This is a genomic window from Streptomyces niphimycinicus (assembly GCF_018883605.1).
Taxonomy (GTDB): Bacteria; Actinomycetota; Actinomycetes; order Streptomycetales; family Streptomycetaceae; genus Streptomyces; species Streptomyces niphimycinicus.
This window is the reverse complement of sequence record NZ_JAHLEM010000385.1, coordinates 1-15,671: the sequence shown is the minus strand read 5'-3', so window position 1 is coordinate 15,671 and position 15,671 is coordinate 1. Positions and strand designations below refer to the sequence as shown.

The window sequence follows — 15,671 nt, the reverse complement described above, 5'->3', positions numbered from 1 at the left end:
GATACCCCTTGGCTGCCGCAGTGCGGCACCTGCCGGACGGTCCGATATCTCACGGCGACGGGCGTGATCCAGGACCGGTGCCATCACGTGCGCCGAGAGATGCCGCCGCCGCGACGCAGACGCGCCGCGGCCCCATAGACCGGGTGGGCCACTGGGCTCCGGACCCCCGTCGGAGCGCGCGACCAGCGGCCAACCCTCCAGACACCCTGCGGCCGGTGCAGCCAGGCACGGCCGCCGGCCGCAGGGCAGGGACTTCGGCCCCGGAATGGGACCGCGGGGCCGAAGTCCCCACACAGAAGATCCACACACGAATGGAGAACACCCGTGGCCCTGACCATGGAACGCACGCAGACCCGCCCGGCCGTCAGGCCGTTCGGCCTGTCCAAGGCCGTCCCCGTGGCGGGCGAGCCGGTCGTGATGCCCGCCCTCAACCTCTGCCCGGAGCGGCAGATCAGCGTGACCACGGACGGGGACCCGTTCATCAACGAGCCGTCGATGAAGTCGGCGTTCGAGACCACGAGCCAGACCAGGGAGGACAGCCAGTTGGCAACCGACAAGGCGAACGACACCGACTGATCGCTGAGTGACCGGAGGTATTGATCCATGACGGTCCTGGTGCTGACCCGGCCCACTGACGCGACCGCTGACCTGGTCATAGCGGAGCTCAACGACCGATCCGTACCCGTCCATCGCCTCGATCCCGGAGACTTCCCGGAGAGCCTGAGCATGGCGGCCCGGATCGGCCCCGACCACATGTGGTGGGAGGGCGCCTTACGTGGTCAGCACCGGGACCTCTCTCTCACCGACGTCCGGTCGGTGTACTACCGGCGGCCATCTGCACACCGCCTGCACCCGGACATGTCCGAGCAGGATGCGCGGTGGGCCGACGCTGAGGCACGGGCCGGATTCGGCGGCCTGGTGGCCGCGCTGCCCTGCCCATGGGTGAACCCCCCCCAGCGAAACGCCCTCGCCGCCCTCCCGCCCGCGACGCTGGCCACCGCGCTCCGGAGCGGGCTGTCCGTCCCCCGGACGCTGATCACCAACGACCCGGTCGAGGCCCGCGTTTTCGTCTCCGCACTGCCCGGCCAAGTCGCCGCGTACAAGGCACTCGGCACCACCCACCCCAGTGACCACGAGGACCGGCCACAAGCCTTGTGGACGACGCAGGTCCGGCCCGCCGAGATCGACGACTCGGTGAGGCGCACCGCGCACCAGTACGCCGCGCTGGACTTCCTCGTTAGCCCACAGGGGCGCTGGTACCTGATCGACGTCAACCCGAACGGGCAGTGGGGATTCATCCCCGACCTGCGCACGCCCATCACCCGAGCACTCGCTGACCTACTGGAGAGGGCCCACACATGATCACTGAGGCACCATCGGCGGACGAGCTGCGCCAGCACATGGCCGACCAGATGGTGAGGGCCGGCTGCATCCGGTCCAAGCCATGGCGCGCCGCCTTCCTGAGCGTCCCCCGCGAACTGTTCGTCCCCGACTTCACCGTCCGCTCGCAGGGCAGCCTGCACCGGTACAGCCAGGGCGACCCCGCATGGCTGGCCGCGGCCTACCAGGACGTCTCCCTGCTGACCCAGTTCGACCAGGACGGCACCGCCACCAGCTCGTCCACACAGCCCTCCCTCATGGCCCAGATGATCGAGGCCCTCGACGTGCGGGACGGCGACACCGTACTGGAGATCGGCGCGGGCACCGGCTACAACGCCGCGTTGCTCTCACACCGTCTCGGACCCGACCACGTCGTGACGGTCGACGTCGACCCCGAGCTGGTGGCCGCGGCGGCGGCCCGCCTTCGCTCGGCCGGGTACGAACCCGCCCTCGTCGCCGGGGACGGGATGGCCGGCTACCCGGAGCGCGCGCCGTACGATCGGCTGCTGGCGACGTGCGGGGTGGGCCGGATCCCGACCCCCTGGCGGGAGCAACTCCGGCCCGGCAGCGTCATCGTGGCCAACATCGGCTGCGGCATCGTGCGCTTGGTGCTCGGGGCCGACCACTCCGCCGGCGGCAAGTTCCTCCACGGCCTGGCCGCCTTCATGACCGCCCGGCCGACCCCCGACGCCCTGGGCATCACCGCGGCGCGGCTCGTGCACCCGCTGCTGACGTGGTCCGGCGAGACCCGGGAGATCACCCTCCCTGCGGTCTTGGACGCCCCCGGAGCGCAGTTCCTCACCTCGCTGCTGCACCCCACGGTGGCCGACTTCGCTCTGATGGACAGCGAGGGCCAGCAGACCCAGTGCTTCTTCGACCCGGAAAGCTCGTCGTGGGCGCGCATCACCATGACCGGCGCCGGGGTCATGACCGCTCGACTCGACCACGGGGGACCGCGTGATCTGTGGGCCGAGCGGGAGCCGCTGCTCACCCAGTGGCGGGATGCCGAGCGGCCGGGTCATGAGCGGTACGGCCTGACGGTCGCCCCCGATGGGGTTCATACGCTGTGGCTGGACGAGCCGGATGGCATGAGCTGGCGACTGCCGGACTAGGAGCTCATGCCTCGCGCATCAGTTCGGCGACGCACCCGGCGGCGGGCGATGACCCACTCGCGCGGGGGATTGGAAACCACTTCGCCGGTGACGGATCGTGGACCGGCGAGGAGGTCACCGACGACCCGGCCGCAGCCAAGCTGTGCGCCGAGGCATTCGAAGCGGTGTGGACCCGCGCCACCCCGCACGGCCAGTACGACATCCGCTGACAGCGCGCACCGGACAGGCCGGCTCATGCCCATCTCCCCGTCCTCTTCGGCCCAAGCCGCGCGTGAAGTCGTCGCGCGGCGGCTTCGCGACCTCCGTAAGAGCGCCGGATTGACGGTCGTCGAGCCGGCCGACCGGTGCGGCTGGCACCACTCCAAGACCTGCCGCATCGAGAACGCCCAGACCGGCCCGTCGGCGAGGGACATCCGCGCGTGGACCCATGCCTGCGGGGCGACCGATCAGGCGGAAGACCTCATCGTCCAGTCCCTGCACGCAGAGTCGATGTACACGGAATGGCGCCACCTTCCGTTACTCGCTCGGCTCCGCCGCGCAGGCGAGGTCCCGCGCCGGGCGCTGCCCGGTGGTCAGGAAGGTCGTCACCGCGTCGTTCGCGCAGGTGTTGGGGCCGAACGGATAGACGCCGTGCCCGCCCTGGTCGGCCGTCACCATCGTGGCCCGCTTCCCGAACGCGCGCCGCAGCTTCCGGGCGCCGGCCAGCGGGGTACCGGGGTCGCGGTCGTTCTGCACCATGAGCACGTTCGACGGGCCCCGGTCGCCGATGCGCACCGGCGGCTCGACCCGCTTGTCCGGCCAGAACGCGCACGGTCCGATACCGGCCGAGGACCCGCCCAGCATCGGGTGCCTCAGCCGGTCGACCGCGACATTCCGCTGGTACTCCCGGACCGTTTCCGGCCAGCGATTATCGCCGCATATCACCGAGAAACGGGCGGACATGAAGTTCTCCATGTTCACCAACGGCGGGTTGGGCGGCGTCGGCCGGTCCGTGTCGAGCGCCTGCCAGGTCTTGGCCAGTTGGGGCATGTTCGCATCGCTGTAGAGGGCGTCGAAGGTGATCCCGCGGAACAAGTTCCCGTCGTAGCCCTGGACCGGTTTCGCCTCCAACCGCTTCGCGAGGTCGAAGAATTTCGCGGTCACCTGCCCCGGTGTGGTGCCCAGACCGTACTCGGGGTGCGCGGCCACGAACGCCGCGAAGTCCGGGAACCGGTCCTCCAGCCCACGGGCGAACAACCGCGTGGCCGTGACGTCGTAACCGCCGGGGCCCAGGTTGCTGTCGAGCACGATCCGGTCGCCGCGCCCCGGGAACATCGTCGTGTACACCGCACCGAGGTAGGTGCCGTAGGAGGCACCGAGGTACGAGAGCTTCGGCTCGCCCAGCGCCGCCCGGATCCGGTCCATGTCGCGCGCGGTGTTCGCGGTGGTGGTGTGCGGCAGCATCCGCGCCGTCCGGGAGGTGGCGCACTGCTCGGCGATGGTCCGCGCGTTCCCCGCCTCCCGCGCGACATCGGCCGCGGTGTGCGCGTACGGCGGGAGGTTGCCGCGTCGCTGCTGCTCCGGTGTCAGATCGCAGGTCACCGGCGTGCTGCGGCCGACGCCGCGCGGGTCGAAGCCGATCACGTCGTAGGAGTCCAGCACCTTCCGCGGCAGCCCTGAGGCGGCAAGAACGGCCGGGTAGCCCAGCCCCGTGATGCCGGGGCCGCCTGGACTGGTCAGCAGTACGCCGCGGCGCTGCGACGGTTTCCCGCTCGCCAGCCGGGAGATCGCGATCTCGATCTGCCGGCCGTCCGGATCCCGGTAGTCCAGGGGGACTTCGAGCGTCGCGCATTCGAGACGGGGTGAGGCGGCCTTCTCCAGGCGGGATGAGGCGGCCTTCTCCGAGCAAGGGCCCCACCGCACGGTGTCCGGCGTCGCCGCCGCCACCGGCACTCCCGGGATCGCGGTGGCCACCAGGGAGGTGGCCGCCAGGGAGGTTGCCGCCACCGCGGTGGCGGCGAGGGTGAGGGACAGGGGTCTGCGCATGTGAAGGTCCTCCTGAGGGGTGCATGGGGTGCGCGGGGTGCATGGGATGCATGGGGTGCGCGGGACGCACAGGGCGCGCTTTTCCGGCCCGGCCCGGCCCGGCCCGGCCCGGCCCGGCCCGGCCACGCCCGGCTCAGCCCAGCCCGCTATCCGGCCCCTGCCGGTCATGTGCCCAGCCACCGAGCACCATCGCCACGAGCGCGATGCATCCGACGAGGATCAACTGGCCGGTACGGCCGCCAGGGGCCCAGTCGACGATGCCCCACAGCACCTCGGAGTCCTGGTCGAGCACATCGCGGATCACCGTTTGGGCGGCCAGGGCTGTGATCACCAACCCGACCGCCTCAACGGCCGCATAGCCACCCCTGCGCATCGCGTCTCTCCGTCCCGTCTCGTGTCCGGCTGTCCCGGCACGTGAACGAGTCTGTTCGGGCGGCGCGGCCCGCACATCGGCCCGGCGGCTCGAACCGTCTGCGACCACGGACGAGGAGCTGATTCGACTCTGGTCGAGGCCGCCCCCACCCCTGGGCTGATTCACCGGCCGTACGGTCTCGCGATAATGACCAGGTGAACACGGACGTCGCGCCACGGCTCGGGTGGTGGCAGCAGACCTGGCGGCTGGCGGCGGCAGCGGCGGCGGGCATACCGATCTGGCTCTCCATGGGGGTGCTGCTGCGGGCGCAGACAGGCGAAACGAGCTCGTGGTTCCTCATCGGCGATCCGCTGGTGGCTCTCGGCTGCCTGACGGCGCTGGTGTGGCGGCGGCGGTTCCCGCTCGCCGTCGCCCTGGCGGTCGCGATCGCCTCGACCGCGTCGGCACTCGCCTCCGGCGCCGCGTTTCTGGCGCTGGTCTCGATCTCCACGCTTCGCCGTCCGGTGGAGAGCGGGGTCGTCGGGCTGGCCTTCGTGACCGCGTCACAGCTCTCCGGCGGGCTCTACCCGGTCCAGCGCTCGGCCGACTCATGGTGGCTCGAACTCGCCTTCCCGGCGCTGATCGCGGGCATCGCGGTGGCCGTGGGCATGGCCATCGGCGCGCGCCGTGTCGAACTGCGGTCGTTGCGGGAGCGGGCGGAGAGCGCGGAACGGGAGCAGAGCGCACGGGCGGCGCAGGCACGCGCCCTGGAACGCAACCGGATCGCCCGCGAGATGCACGATGTGCTCGCGCACCGGATCTCCCTGGTCGCCATGCAGGCCGGAGTGCTGGGCCACCGCGGCGACCTCACCGCCGAGGAGAACCGCGTGCTGGTCCGCGGCATCGCCGAGGGCTCCCACCAAGCCCTGGAAGAGCTACGGGATGTCCTCGGTGTGCTCCGGGCCGACCCGGGCCGCCCGGAACCGCCCCAGCCCTCCCTCGACCGAATCCCCGACCTGGTGGCCGACGCCCGCACATCGGGACTGGACGTCACGCTCACCACCACCGTGACGGGAGTTCCGTCCGACGTCGTCGGACGAACCTGCTACCGGATCGTCCAAGAAGGCTTGACCAACGCCGCCAAACACGCCCCCGGCGCATCCGTACGCATCGCCGTCGAGGGAACGGCGGGCGACACGCTCGACGTCAGCGTGCACAACTCCCCGGCCACCAGGGCGACCGCACAGCCACCGGCATCGGGATTCGGGCTGCTCGGTCTCACCGAACGCATCGACCTCGCCGGCGGAAAGCTCAGCCACCACCGCACGGCCGACAACGGATACCTCCTCACCGCACAACTACCCTGGCCGAACCCCACCCACGAAAAGAGAACCTGAGTGGACAGCGAGCGGGAACCGGTGCGTATCGTCGTCGTCGACGACGAACAACTGGTGCGCATGGCGCTGCGCCTCGTCATCGACGGCGAACCGGATCTGACCGTCGTCGGGGAGGCGGCCGACGGGGACGCGGCGATCGCCGTCGTGGACGAGCTGCGGCCGGACGTCGTGCTGATGGACGTACGGATGCCCGGCCGCGACGGTCTCAGCACGACCCGGGAACTCCTCACCCGACCGGTGCCGCCGCGGGTGCTCATGCTGACCACCTTCGACTCCGACGATCTCGTGCTCGGCGCACTGCGCGCCGGAGCACTCGGGTTCGTCCTCAAGGACACCCAACCGCCGCAGATCCTCGACGCGGTACGGACCGTCGCGGACGGCAACCCCGTGCTGTCTCCGGCGGCCACGGCGCGCGTGATCGCCGCGGCCACCGGCCCGCAGTCCACCCACGCCCGCGACTCCTCCCGCGAAGCCGCACGGAAGCAACTGTCCGCCCTGACCGAACGAGAACGCCAAACGGCTCAGGCCATCGCGGACGGACTGGGCAACCCGGAGATCGCCCAGCGGCTGCGTATCAGCGTCGCGACCGTCAAAGCCCACACCAGCAGTCTGTTCGCCAAGCTGGCGGTCGAGAACCGGGTACAGATCGCCCTCCTGGTCCGCGACGCGCAGGATTGACCCTGGGACAGGTATGTCCGGCCGCGAGGGCCCCGACCGCGCCGAGCCCCACGGACCCGAGCGGAACCCGTAGGGTTCCCCCATGGTGACTGCGACTGTCCGCGAGTGGAGCGATGAGGAAGGCTGGGGCGTGCTCGACTCGGCCGAGACGCCGGGCGGTTGCTTCGGCCACTACTCCCACATCCAGGTGACCGGCTTCCGCACCCTGTCGCCCGGACAGCAGGTGGACCTCGAGTGGGAAGCCCCCGGCTTCAAACAGGACGGCTACGACTACCGCGCGGTGACCATCGCGCCTCGGCCTGCCTGACCGCCGCACGGCACCGTCGCCCGGGGCGCGATTCGTCCGTCCGGTCGGGGCCGCTTCCTCGTACGCGGGGTGTCCGGGCCGCCGCCGCGGGCCGTGCTTGACTTCGAGCGCACTCGAATTCATAGCGTGCCGCCATGAGCGACAGCACCACACCCCAGCACAAGATCGGTTCGGGTTTCGGCGCCCGGAGCACCGCCGACGACGTCCTCGCGGGAATCGACCTCACCGGTCGGCTCGCCCTGGTCACGGGCGGCTACTCGGGTATCGGCGTCGAGACCACGCGCGCACTGACGAAGGCCGGTGCCCGTGTCGTGGTCCCGGCCCGCCGGGTCGGCGCGGCGCGGGAGGGCCTGGCCGGGATCGGCGGGGTCGAGGTGGATGAACTGGACCTCGGCGACCTGGACAGCGTGCGCGCCTTCGCCGAGCGGTTCCTCGCCTCGGGCCGGACCCTGGACATCGTCATCGACAGCGCGGGGATCATGGCCTGCCCCGAGACCCGGGTCGGGCCGGGCTGGGAGGCGCAGTTCGCCACCAATCACCTCGGCCACTTCGCCCTCGTCAACCGCCTGTGGCCGGCGATCGAGCCGGGCGGCGCCCGCGTCGTCTCGGTCTCCTCCGCCGGCCACCATGCCTCCCCCATCCGCTGGGACGACGTCCACTGGCGCGAGGGCTACGACAAGTGGGAGGCGTACGGCCAGGCCAAGACGGCGAACGTGCTGTTCGCCGTGCACCTCGACCGCCTCGGCCGGGAGCGGGGTGTGCGGGCCTTCGCGCTGCACCCCGGTGGCATCCTCACTCCGCTTCAGCGGCATCTGGCGAAGTACGAGATGGTGGAGCGGGGCTGGATCGACGAGGACGGCAACCTGCTCCACCCCGAGGTGTTCAAGACGCCGGAGCAGGGTGCGGCCACGCAGGTGTGGGCGGCGACCTCGCCCCAGCTCAACGGCATGGGCGGGGTCTACCTGGACGACTGCGACATCGCCGAGCCCGCCCCGGCGGACGGGGCCCGGGTCGGCGTCAAGGAGTGGGCCACGGACCCGGAGCAGGCCGCTCGCCTGTGGGCGCTGTCCGCCGAGCTGACCGGGGTGGACGCGTTCGCCGCCTGAGACCTGAGAGGTGTGTGGTCGGCGAGGCCGGGCGTGGGCTCGGGCTCCTCAGGCGCGGGTCCGGGCGCGGATGCGGGCGCGGGCTCGGGTTCCATGGGCGCGGGTCCGGGCGCGGGCTCGGGCGTGGGGGGCAGGCGTGCGCGCCGCCCTCGGCGTCACGCCGCTCGATCCGTGAGGATCGCGCCGACCACCACCCCGAAGAGGTGCTCGGCGCGCGCCTCGAGCCCGGGCTGGTCGCCGAGCCAGGCGAGCGACGAGGCCAGGGCGAAGAGGTCGGCCCCGTCGATGTCGGTCCGCGCCACGCCCTCGGCCTGGGCGCGGGTGAGGAGCCGAGTCCCGGCCCCGCGCATCGTGACGCAGGAGGTGTGGAGCGCGGACTCGGGGTCCTCGATCGCCTTCACCATCGCCGTCACCACCCCGCGGTAGTTCTTCGTGCACGCGATGAAGTCGCGCAGCCACAACATCACCGCGGCCTGGGGCGAGCTGGTCGTCTCGACCTCCGCCGCCCGTGCCGTCAGCTCGTCGAAGCTCGTGCGGAGCAGGGCCTCGAGCAGCGCCTCCCGGGTCGGGAAGTGACGCAGCAGCGTCGCCAGCCCGACCCCGGCCCGGCGGGCGATATCGCGCATCGACGCATCGACGCCCTGCTCGGTGATGACGGCGCCGGCGACGGCCAGCAGACGGTCGTGGTTGGCCTGGGCATCCGCCCTCATCTGCCCTCCCTTGAATATCCGGATCAGTGACCCGTATAGTCGGATCACTGATCCGGATAAACGGATCTGTGGTTCACTTAGTTTACCCCTCGGGGAGACGCGGGAGAGAGCTGTGCCCACACAGACCATGAAGGCGATCCGGCTGCACGAGTTCGGCGGCCCCCAGGTGCTGCGTCACGAGGAGGCGCCCGTTCCCGAACCGGGGCCGGGCGAGGTGCTCGTCCGCGTGCACGCGGTCGGCGTCAACCCTCCTGACTGGTACGCCCGCGAGGGAATGCCCAACGTGCCGGCCGAGCTGAAGCCCCCGATGGATCTCCCCCTGATCCCGGGGACGGACGTCTCGGGTGCAGTGGAAGCCGTCGCCGCGGACATCGCCGACGGCGAGGGCTTCGCGGCCGGAGACGAGGTGTTCGGCCTGCTGCGCTTCCCCACCGCGCTCCAGGCCGGCGCGTACGCCGAGTACGTCACCGCTCCGGCGTCCGACTTCGCCCGCAAGCCGGCCGGCGTCGACCACGCGCACGCCGCCGCCCTGGCCATGTCGGGGTTGACGGCGTGGCAGTTCCTGATCGAGCTCGGGCACGACCACCCCTCACCGTTCCAGGCGGCCCAGCACCGCCCGATGGCACTCGACGGCGAGAAGACGGTGCTGGTCAACGGCGCCGCCGGTGGCGTGGGGCACCTCGCTCTCCAACTGGCCAAGTGGAAGGGGGCCCGCGTCATCGCCGTGGCCTCCGGCGCCCACGAGACGTTCCTGCGCGAGCTGGGCGCCGACGAGTTCATCGACTACACCAAGGAGCGGCCCGAGGACGTCGTCCGTGACATCGACCTCGTCCTGGACACCGTCGGTGGCCCCGACAGCAGGCGCTTCCTGCGCACCCTCAAGCGCGGCGGATCCCTCTACCCGGTGTACTTCGGCGAGTTCGACGACGAGGAGAACGCGAGGCTGGGCGTCACGGTCACGGCCGCCCAGGTCCGCTCGAACGGCGCGCAGCTCGCCGAGATCGGGCGCCTGCTCGCGGACGGCACGATCCGCGTGGCGATCGACAGCACCTTCCCGCTCGCGGACGCCCGTGCGGCGCATGAGCGAGCTGCCCAGGGACACCTCCAGGGCAAGATCGTGCTGACGGTCGCATGAGCACGCCTGATGAGGATCTTTGAATCTCCCCACCCTCCGCTTGGGCCGGGGACAGACATGCTCACTCTGATTCCCCACACGGCAGTTCGTCCAGAGTCACATCAATGGAGGCCCCGATCGCCGCTTCGTCGAGTAAAAAGGTCTTGTGTGATCGAATGATACCTTCTCGTCATGTTCTTCCCGGTCGCTTTCCTCATGGGCGTTCTGGGTGGTGTTGCCCTCTATGCGGTCACCACCCGGCGCAGAAGTCCTCGGCAGATGTCGCAGCGGGTCGCCCTCGGGCTGCTGTGGTTCTGGGCAGCTTGCGTCGTCCACCTCACCTTCGGGACCCCCTCGGGCGGCGGTCGGGCCCTCAACCTGAAGCCACTGGACCTGACCAATGCGGCGGACATCAAGGATGCCGTGCTGAACGTGCTCATGTTCGCCCCCGGCGGTCTCCTGCTGGCCCTGCTCCCGGTGCGCTGGTACCAGGCCGCCCTCTTTGGATTCCTCGGCTCCCTCACAATTGAGGTCACCCAGTACCTGACCCGATCAGGACGCAGCGCCGACATCAACGACCTCACCAGCAACACCCTCGGCGCACTGATCGGCTTCTCCTGCACCGCCGCAGTCCTCGCCCTCGCCAGACATGGCTCTCGCGTCCGTGGCACCACGGTTGACTGCTGAATCGACTGGGGAACCCGAGTAACACTGGGGAAATTCGCTGATCCCCATCAGTGTCGAGGTATGGGATGCGGCGTCCGGCCCGGCACGAGCCCGGGCGGGACTCCGGCCCGGGGTCCCAGTCCGGGCCGGAGCCCCTTCGTCCCCTGCCGTGTCGGCGGCCGCGCCTCGGCTGGGCCGACCGGCAGGGGGTCGTGTAGGTGGGCCGCTGGTCGCGTGCACCGGCGGGGGTCCGGAGCCCAGTGGCCCACCCGGTCTATGGGGCCGGATCGCCCGCGACGCAGAGGCGGACCGCGAGCGCCGGTAGGGCCGGTACAGCGCTGAGCAGCAGGCCCAGGCGGGCGGTACGGACGGCGAACAGCGCGGCCCTACGCACCGGCGGCCTCCGTGCACAGCGGTCGGCACACCCACAGCTCGACCACCTCGGTGGTGCTGCCGCAGGTCCACTCGACCGTGCCGAGCCGCTGGTCGGCGAACAGCCGCGCACCGCACAGGGCGCAGTGCCAGCCCTGGAGTTGGGGCCCGGTCAGGGTGTCCGGGTTCGGCAGCTCGATACCCGGGAGCGCCGGGGGCCTGACCGCTGTCATGACCGCCCCTCGTGCTCGGCCGCCACCGCGCTGGTGAGGCTCCTTGGGCGCGGGCGCTTCGGGTAGAGCGGCGCGTGGGTGGGGCAGGCGTACGTGGCCTTGCCGACGGCGCTGTCGCTGCCGCCGTTCTCCACGTCGACCGGGATCGGTTCGCTGGTGGGCAGTTGGCAGTGGTCGCAGAGCTGTCGGCCGTCCGGTACGTGTCCGTACTCGGCGCGGTCGGCCTCGGCCAGCGCTCCCCACAACCTCCCCGCGTCGGTCAGGTAGTGGTCGGCGGTGAGCGGGACGCGCCAGTGGGTGCGGGAGCCCTTGGTCCAGATGACGGGAGGGACGCCGAGGTAGGTGCTCTCATCCGCCGGCTTGGTGAGGACTCGGACTTGCCGCAGGTGCCGGCTCGTAGCCGAGCCGACCCGGACGAGCCAGTAGAGGGTGCCGTACTTGTCCTGGATGACGGCGCCGGTCTCGTTGCCGAGTATGTCCAGGGCGCGTTCGCCTACAGCGGGCGCGGCCCGCACGGCGTCCCACCATGTGCCTGCGGGTAACGCCTCGATGTCCATGGAGGGCGGCGGTGTCCACAGAGGGGCTGTGGCTTTCATAAGGATGCCTCCGGCAGTGCGTCTCGCCTCATGCATCCAGACAAACGCGCACGCCACACCGCCGTCCCCACCGCATGCATCACACGCTGCGCCTATGCAGGACCTGCATGCGTATGCGACCGGACCGCTACTGTGGGTACCTCCTTATCGAGCCACGCCACCGCAGACCGGGACCGTGTATGGGGCAGTTAGGGCAGCACTCCAACGCAGCCGAAGCCATCTCGGCTGCCCGTCGCGCACGCGGGTGGACCCAGCAGCAACTGGCCGATATATGCGGGTACAGCCAAAGCACCATCAGCCGTCTGGAACGCGGTCGCCAGTCGGCGCGCGACGTCGATGTGCTCGCGCTCGTCGCCGACCGGCTCGGCATGGACCCCTCCGACGTAGGGCTGGCCGGGGACGCGCCACGTAACGCTGACGTGAATCGTCGTGACTTCCTCGGCACCACCGCGGCGGCGGTCGGCCTCGGCATCCTTCCCGCCCCGGCGGGTGCCGCGGACCGCCGCCCGGTCAATCCAGCAGTCGTCGGCCACCTCCAGCGGCTGCGCGCCACCCTGGTCCAATCGGACGGGCTTTACGGACCGCACGCCGCGATCAGCGCCGTCCACGACCACCTCACGGTCATCGAGCAGCAGTTGCTTCCCGGAGCACACGGCCCCCTCCACCGGGCGATCCTCCAAACCGGTGCGGAATGGGCCGAGTTCGCTGGCTGGCTGTACGAGGACCTCGGCCGCCCTGAGCAGGCCCTGTGGTGGTCCGACCGGGCGATGGAATGGGCACAGGAAGCCGACGATCCCGTGCGGCAAGCCTTCATTCTGATGCGCAAGGCACAGCAGTCCGTTGGGCTCAGGCAGCAACAGCGGGCAGTCGGCCTGGCGTCGGCGGCCCTGCGCGTTCGCGGCGACGTGCCCGCACGTATCTTCGCCTCCGCCCACCTCCAGGCAGCACATGGACATGCCCTTATCGGAGGCGAACTGCCGGCCCTCCGCGCGCTCGACGCTGCCCAAGTCCTCGTCGAGGGCGACGAGGCGGTAAACGACCAGCTCGGCGGCTACTGCAACCGCGCGTATGTCCACGCTCAGCGGGCAACGTGCTACCTCCGGCTGGGCAAGTCGACGGACGCGGTGACCACCTACCGGCAAGCCCTCGACCGCTGGCCGGCCATATACCAGCGCGAGCGGGGCCTCCATCTGGCCCGGCTCGCCAGCGCGCACGCCGCCGACCGTGCCCCCGACGCAGCCTGTGCCACCGCCATGGAAGCACTGGAGATCAGCCGTGAGACCGAGTCTCGTCGCACCACGGCAGAACTCCGGCGGGTTGTCACCGGCTTGGCTCCGTGGCGGCGCACAGCGATGGTGCAGGACCTGGCGGAGGCAGTCGCCGCCGCGTGACTAGGCTGCGCGGAACCAAGATCTGTCTGGAGGAGCCCATGCACGTCAGCGAGCTGGTAGGCACGGACGAGTGGCACACAGTCGATGGGCGGCCGTTCGTCGTCTACAAGTACGCGGCCACGCTGGACGGCCGGATCGCCGCGGCGGACAGCACGAGCCAGTGGATCACCAGCGCAGAGTCCCGTGCCGAAGTCCACGCGCTGCGCGCGGCTTGCCAGGCGACCGTCGTCGGTTCCGGCACCCAGCAGGCCGACAACCCCCACCTTGCCGTGCGCTCGGTGAAGGACGACCCCAAGCTGAAGGTGGCCGTGCCGGTTGATGAGCAGCCGTGGCGCGTGATCGTCGACACCAACGCCCGCACCCCGGCCGATGCCCGGGTCCTCGACGCTGCCGCGCCCACCATGATCGCCGTCGCCGATGACGCCGACGCATCCCACCTGGACGACGTGGCCACTGTCGTACGGCTGCCCCGCGCGAAGGTCGGCCTGGACGTGCAGGCACTCCTCCGTGAACTGCACCAGCGTGGCGTGCGCGGGATGTTCCTCGAGGGCGGCCCTACGCTCGCCGCGTCGTTCATCTCCGCCGGCCTGGTCGACCGCATCGTTGCCTACATCGCGCCCGCGCTCCTCGGCCGAGGGAAGAGCGGACTCGAAGGCGGCACCATCGAGACGATCGACGACATCCTCCGGTGTGAGCTGGTGGACGTGGCGCGGTCCGGCCCAGACGTCCGGCTGATCGCCCGCCCGCAGCGCTGAGCAGCACCTACCGAGACAGACGACAGTCCTCGCGCCGAGCCGAGGGCCGGACGAGGGGGCTGAGAGGAGTTGACGGTGGCTGACGATCTGCATGCGGTGGCACGTTTTCTGTTCGAAGCCGGTGCGCTGAAGCAGAACCGCAGGACGGGCTGGTGGATGGCCGGTGTCCGGGACCCGGAATCCGTCGCCGAGCATGCCTGGCGCACGTCGCTGATCGCCTTGGTCATCGCCCAGCTCGAAGGCGCCGATCCCGCGCGAGCCGCTCTGATGGCCGTCTGGCACGACTCGCAGGAGACGCGTACCGGCGACATGAACCACCTGGGCAAGAAGTACGCGCCCGGCCCCGACCCGCAGGCGGTGACCGCGGACCAGACCGCCGATATGCCCGAGGCGCTCGCCTCCGCTGTACGGGCGTGGGTCGGTGAGTACGAAGCGAAGGAGTCACCCGAGGCGGTATGTGCTCGGGACGCGGACAAGCTTGAATGCCTGTTGCAGGGACTCGAATATCTGTCCCAGGGGTACGAAAACGCTCAGCGATGGGTCGACAACAGCCGCGGCCGGTTGCTGACGGAGACCGGCAAGCGTCTCGCCGACGAACTCCTGAGCCAGGGGTCTCTCGACTGGCTCCGCGTGGCGCTGGGCGAGAAGCCGTAGCGGGTGCGGAGCCTGGGCGTCGGATTTGGTTTCAAGTGAAACCGTATCGAACGGATGAATGGCTGTAATGTGGCCTCATGGCCGCCGATGTTTCGCCCCAGCCCACCGGCTCGCGTGCGACCGGTCGCCCCGGGGATGCCTCGCCGTTCGCTCTCGGGTTGCTGCTGCGCCGGGCGCACTGGCGGGCGGCTGGGGTGATGGGGGAGGCGCTTCGGCCGCTCGGCATTGAGTTGCGGCACTTCGCCGTGCTGATCGTGCTGGTCGACCGCGGGCCCACGGTGCAGCGGGATCTGGCGGCGGCGACAGGGTCGGACAAGGCCGGGATCATGCGGGTCGTGGACGATCTGGAGCGTAAGGGGCTGGTCGTACGGAAGGCCGTTCCGGGAGATCGGCGGGTGCGGGCGGTGGAGATCACGCCTGAGGGTGTCGAGCTTTTCAACGCGGCCCATGTGGCGGCGGAGCCGCTGGCCGAGCGGCTGGTCGCCGAGCTGGGGGCCGGTGAGCCCGAGCAGTTGATGGATCTGCTGCACCGGTTCGCCTATCCGGCGGAGAAAGACGCGTAGGTGCGTCTGTGTGACGGTTGCCCCCGCGCGGGCGCGTTTCGCCGTCGCCCGGCGGGGCTGTCCTCGGCGCCTCTCTGTCCCTGTGCGGGGGGGGGTGCCCCTATGGGTTTCGTCAAGCTGTGGGGGCAGGTTGCGGGTCGTAGAAGGTGCCGTCGCGAAGCATCGCGAAGAGGACGTCGGCTCGGCGTCTGGCGAGGCAGAGGAGGGCTTGGGTGTGGTGCTTGCCCTGGGCGATCTTCTTGTCGTAGTAGGTCCTGGAG

18 protein-coding genes and 3 pseudogenes are annotated in these 15,671 nt (G+C 70.6%); 15 read left to right on the top strand and 6 right to left on the bottom strand.

Annotation, left to right across the window (positions count from 1 at the left end; genetic code table 11):
• Nucleotides 1-324: 324 nt before the first annotated feature.
• The 5 genes and pseudogenes from tgmA to KN815_RS30020 form a co-directional block, all read left to right on the top strand.
• Nucleotides 325-576: a putative ATP-grasp-modified RiPP gene (gene tgmA / locus KN815_RS30035; protein WP_253209326.1), complete on the top strand. Its 252-nt coding sequence runs from the start codon at nucleotides 325-327 to the stop codon at nucleotides 574-576.
• 27 nt (nucleotides 577-603) lie between these two features.
• Nucleotides 604-1,362 carry an MvdC/MvdD family ATP grasp protein gene (locus KN815_RS30030; protein ID WP_216345022.1) on the top strand — a complete coding sequence of 253 codons (759 nt, stop codon included), beginning with the start codon at nucleotides 604-606 and terminating at the stop codon, nucleotides 1,360-1,362.
• Complete coding sequence (locus KN815_RS30025; protein ID WP_216345021.1) at nucleotides 1,359-2,492, top strand: methyltransferase domain-containing protein; 1,134 nt, start codon at nucleotides 1,359-1,361, stop codon at nucleotides 2,490-2,492. Before KN815_RS30030 ends, KN815_RS30025 begins: the two co-directional genes overlap by 4 nt.
• Nucleotides 2,493-2,566: 74 nt before the next feature.
• Nucleotides 2,567-2,701: pseudogene (locus KN815_RS52335) on the top strand (DUF6879 family protein); the annotation flags it as partial.
• A 25-nt stretch (nucleotides 2,702-2,726) separates the two neighbouring features.
• Nucleotides 2,727-3,002, top strand: a pseudogene (locus KN815_RS30020) (helix-turn-helix domain-containing protein); the annotation flags it as partial.
• 6 nt (nucleotides 3,003-3,008) lie between these two features.
• On the opposite strand, the gene KN815_RS30015 reads toward KN815_RS30020, so the two are convergent.
• Together KN815_RS30015 and KN815_RS30010 are read right to left on the bottom strand one after the other, a co-directional pair.
• Entirely contained in the window at nucleotides 3,009-4,517 is a 1,509-nt protein-coding gene (locus KN815_RS30015) for an alpha/beta hydrolase (RefSeq protein WP_216345020.1), read from the bottom strand.
• Between the two features lie 133 nt (nucleotides 4,518-4,650).
• A complete protein-coding gene (locus tag KN815_RS30010) occupies nucleotides 4,651-4,851 on the bottom strand; it encodes a hypothetical protein (protein WP_216345019.1) in 201 nt (66 codons plus the stop codon).
• A 233-nt stretch (nucleotides 4,852-5,084) separates the two neighbouring features.
• Here KN815_RS30010 and KN815_RS30005 point away from each other — a divergent pair, with 233 nt between their 5' ends.
• The 4 genes from KN815_RS30005 to KN815_RS29990 all read left to right on the top strand — a co-directional run bounded on the left by KN815_RS30005 (nucleotide 5,085) and on the right by KN815_RS29990 (nucleotide 8,357).
• Entirely contained in the window at nucleotides 5,085-6,266 is a 1,182-nt protein-coding gene (locus KN815_RS30005; protein WP_216345018.1) for a sensor histidine kinase, read from the top strand.
• On the top strand, nucleotides 6,267-6,944 hold the full coding sequence (locus tag KN815_RS30000; RefSeq protein ID WP_216345017.1) for a response regulator: 678 nt from the start codon (nucleotides 6,267-6,269) through the stop codon (nucleotides 6,942-6,944). It abuts the gene before it with no gap.
• 82 nt (nucleotides 6,945-7,026) lie between these two features.
• Nucleotides 7,027-7,251, top strand: a complete 225-nt coding sequence (locus KN815_RS29995) for a cold shock domain-containing protein (protein ID WP_216345016.1) — start codon at nucleotides 7,027-7,029, stop codon at nucleotides 7,249-7,251.
• Between the two features lie 134 nt (nucleotides 7,252-7,385).
• Nucleotides 7,386-8,357, top strand: a complete 972-nt coding sequence (locus KN815_RS29990) for an SDR family NAD(P)-dependent oxidoreductase (RefSeq protein ID WP_216345015.1) — start codon at nucleotides 7,386-7,388, stop codon at nucleotides 8,355-8,357.
• Nucleotides 8,358-8,512: 155 nt separating this feature from the next.
• Here the strand turns inward: KN815_RS29990 and KN815_RS29985 are convergent, their stop codons facing one another.
• Nucleotides 8,513-9,067 carry a TetR/AcrR family transcriptional regulator gene (locus tag KN815_RS29985; RefSeq protein ID WP_216345014.1) on the bottom strand — a complete coding sequence of 185 codons (555 nt, stop codon included), beginning with the start codon at nucleotides 9,065-9,067 and terminating at the stop codon, nucleotides 8,513-8,515.
• A 112-nt stretch (nucleotides 9,068-9,179) separates the two neighbouring features.
• On the opposite strand from KN815_RS29985, the gene KN815_RS29980 reads away from it, so the two are divergent.
• The gene (locus tag KN815_RS29980) at nucleotides 9,180-10,202 is read left to right on the top strand and encodes an NADP-dependent oxidoreductase (protein WP_216345013.1); all 1,023 of its coding nucleotides are present in this window, start codon (nucleotides 9,180-9,182) and stop codon (nucleotides 10,200-10,202) included.
• Between the two features lie 171 nt (nucleotides 10,203-10,373).
• Nucleotides 10,374-10,868, top strand: a complete 495-nt coding sequence (locus KN815_RS29975; RefSeq protein ID WP_216345012.1) for a VanZ family protein — start codon at nucleotides 10,374-10,376, stop codon at nucleotides 10,866-10,868.
• 365 nt (nucleotides 10,869-11,233) lie between these two features.
• Here KN815_RS29975 and KN815_RS29970 read toward each other — a convergent pair whose 3' ends face one another.
• Both KN815_RS29970 and KN815_RS29965 read right to left on the bottom strand, forming a co-directional pair.
• A complete protein-coding gene (locus KN815_RS29970) occupies nucleotides 11,234-11,452 on the bottom strand; it encodes a hypothetical protein (protein WP_216345011.1) in 219 nt (72 codons plus the stop codon).
• A complete protein-coding gene (locus KN815_RS29965) occupies nucleotides 11,449-12,048 on the bottom strand; it encodes a hypothetical protein (protein ID WP_216345010.1) in 600 nt (199 codons plus the stop codon). The genes KN815_RS29970 and KN815_RS29965 overlap by 4 nt, the downstream gene beginning before the upstream one ends.
• Before the next feature lie 179 nt (nucleotides 12,049-12,227).
• Between KN815_RS29965 and KN815_RS29960 the strand changes: the two genes are divergently transcribed.
• The 4 genes from KN815_RS29960 (at nucleotide 12,228) to KN815_RS29945 (ending at nucleotide 15,411) form a co-directional block, all read left to right on the top strand.
• Nucleotides 12,228-13,439: a helix-turn-helix domain-containing protein gene (locus KN815_RS29960; protein ID WP_216345009.1), complete on the top strand. Its 1,212-nt coding sequence runs from the start codon at nucleotides 12,228-12,230 to the stop codon at nucleotides 13,437-13,439.
• Nucleotides 13,436-14,194, top strand: a complete 759-nt coding sequence (gene ribD / locus KN815_RS29955; protein WP_253209325.1) for a bifunctional diaminohydroxyphosphoribosylaminopyrimidine deaminase/5-amino-6-(5-phosphoribosylamino)uracil reductase RibD — start codon at nucleotides 13,436-13,438, stop codon at nucleotides 14,192-14,194. Before KN815_RS29960 ends, ribD begins: the two co-directional genes overlap by 4 nt.
• A gap of 75 nt (nucleotides 14,195-14,269) precedes the next feature.
• A complete protein-coding gene (locus tag KN815_RS29950; protein ID WP_216345008.1) occupies nucleotides 14,270-14,848 on the top strand; it encodes an HD domain-containing protein in 579 nt (192 codons plus the stop codon).
• 77 nt (nucleotides 14,849-14,925) lie between these two features.
• Nucleotides 14,926-15,411 (top strand): MarR family winged helix-turn-helix transcriptional regulator, encoded by a 486-nt coding sequence (locus KN815_RS29945; RefSeq protein ID WP_216345007.1) that lies wholly within the window; start codon nucleotides 14,926-14,928, stop codon nucleotides 15,409-15,411.
• A 112-nt stretch (nucleotides 15,412-15,523) separates the two neighbouring features.
• Here KN815_RS29945 and KN815_RS29940 read toward each other — a convergent pair.
• Nucleotides 15,524-15,671, bottom strand: a pseudogene (locus tag KN815_RS29940) (IS110 family transposase); the annotation flags it as partial.